Source organism: Hafnia psychrotolerans (assembly GCF_014639435.1).
Taxonomy (GTDB): domain Bacteria; phylum Pseudomonadota; class Gammaproteobacteria; order Enterobacterales; family Enterobacteriaceae; genus Ewingella; species Ewingella psychrotolerans.
This window is the reverse complement of sequence record NZ_BMFZ01000024.1, coordinates 1-2,445: the sequence shown is the minus strand read 5'-3', so window position 1 is coordinate 2,445 and position 2,445 is coordinate 1. Positions and strand designations below refer to the sequence as shown.

1 rRNA gene is annotated in these 2,445 nt (G+C 52.9%); it reads right to left on the bottom strand.

The annotated features are described in order from the left end of the window. Positions 1 to 77: 77 nt before the first annotated feature. Positions 78 to 2,445, bottom strand: a 23S ribosomal RNA gene (locus IEV89_RS21510); the annotation flags it as partial.

The following is a 2,445-nucleotide window of genomic DNA, read 5'->3' as shown; positions in this document are numbered from 1 at the left end:
TTCGCCACAAGAACCAATCTCGGAACATCGCTGAAAATCTCTTTGCGTCTCTTAAAACAAAACACCTTTGGTGTTGTAAGGTTAAGCCTCTCGGGTCATTAGTACTGGTTAGCTCAATGCATCGCTGCACTTACACACCCAGCCTATCAACGTCTTAGTCTTAAACGTCCCTTCAGGGAGCTCGAAGCTCCAGGGAAGACTCATCTCGAGGCAAGTTTCGCGCTTAGATGCTTTCAGCGCTTATCTTTTCCGCATTTAGCTACCGGGCAATGCCATTGGCATGACAACCCGAACACCAGTGATGCGTCCACTCCGGTCCTCTCGTACTAGGAGCAGCCCCTCTCAATCTTCCAACGCCCACGGCAGATAGGGACCGAACTGTCTCACGACGTTCTAAACCCAGCTCGCGTACCACTTTAAACGGCGAACAGCCGTACCCTTGGGACCTACTTCAGCCCCAGGATGTGATGAGCCGACATCGAGGTGCCAAACACCGCCGTCGATATGAACTCTTGGGCGGTATCAGCCTGTTATCCCCGGAGTACCTTTTATCCGTTGAGCGATGGCCCTTCCATTCAGAACCACCGGATCACTATGACCTACTTTCGTACCTGCTCGAGCCGTCACTCTCGCAGTCAAGCTAGCTTATGCCATTGCACTAACCTCACGATGTCCGACCGTGATTAGCTAACCTTCGTGCTCCTCCGTTACTCTTTAGGAGGAGACCGCCCCAGTCAAACTACCCACCAGACACTGTCCTCACCCCCGATCAGGGGGCCGAGTTAGAACATCAAACATTAAAGGGTGGTATTTCAAGGTTGGCTCCACAAGAACTGGCGTCCTCGCTTCAATGCCTCCCACCTATCCTACACATCAAGGCTCAATATTCAGTGTCAAGCTATAGTAAAGGTTCACGGGGTCTTTCCGTCTTGCCGCGGGTACACTGCATCTTCACAGCGAGTTCAATTTCACTGAGTCTCGGGTGGAGACAGCCTGGCCATCATTACGCCATTCGTGCAGGTCGGAACTTACCCGACAAGGAATTTCGCTACCTTAGGACCGTTATAGTTACGGCCGCCGTTTACCGGGGCTTCGATCAAGAGCTTCGCCTTGCGGCTGACCCCATCAATTAACCTTCCGGCACCGGGCAGGCGTCACACCGTATACGTCCACTTTCGTGTTTGCACAGTGCTGTGTTTTTATTAAACAGTTGCAGCCAGCTGGTATCTGCGACTGGCTTCGGCTCCGAGAGCTAGTCTCTTCACCTACGCGCCAGCGTGCCTTCTCCCGAAGTTACGGCACCATTTTGCCTAGTTCCTTCACCCGAGTTCTCTCAAGCGCCTGAGTATTCTCTACCTGACCACCTGTGTCGGTTTGGGGTACGATTTCGTGTTACCTGGAGCTTAGAGGCTTTTCCTGGAAGCAGGGCATCAGCTACTTCACCACCGTAGTGGCTCGTTATCACGCCTCAGAGTTATACAGAAAAGCGGATTTACCAACTCTTCCCTCCTACACGCTTGAACCGGGACAACCGTCGCCCGGCCAGCCTAGCCTTCTCCGTCCCCCCTTCGCAGTAACACCAAGTACAGGAATATTAACCTGTTTCCCATCGACTACGCCTTTCGGCCTCGCCTTAGGGGTCGACTCACCCTGCCCCGATTAACGTTGGACAGGAACCCTTGGTCTTCCGGCGTGCGGGTTTTTCACCCGCATTATCGTTACTTATGTCAGCATTCGCACTTCTGATACCTCCAGCAACCCTCACAGGCCACCTTCAACGGCTTACAGAACGCTCCCCTACCCAACAACGCCTAAGCGTCGCTGCCGCAGCTTCGGTGCATGGTTTAGCCCCGTTACATCTTCCGCGCAGGCCGACTCGACCAGTGAGCTATTACGCTTTCTTTAAATGATGGCTGCTTCTAAGCCAACATCCTGGCTGTCTATGCCTTCCCACATCGTTTCCCACTTAACCATGACTTTGGGACCTTAGCTGGCGGTCTGGGTTGTTTCCCTCTTCACGACGGACGTTAGCACCCGCCGTGTGTCTCCCGTGATAACATTCTTCGGTATTCGGAGTTTGCATCGAGTTGGTAAGCCGGGATGGCCCCCTAGTCGAAACAGTGCTCTACCCCCGAAGATGAGTTCACGAGGCGCTACCTAAATAGCTTTCGGGGAGAACCAGCTATCTCCCGGTTTGATTGGCCTTTCACCCCCAGCCACAGGTCATCCGCTAATTTTTCAACATTAGTCGGTTCGGTCCTCCAGTTAGTGTTACCCAACCTTCAACCTGCCCATGGCTAGATCACCGGGTTTCGGGTCTATACCTTGCAACTTGACGCCCAGTTAAGACTCGGTTTCCCTACGGCTCCCCTATTCGGTTAACCTTGCTACAAAATATAAGTCGCTGACCCATTATACAAAAGGTACGCAGTCACCCCATAAAAG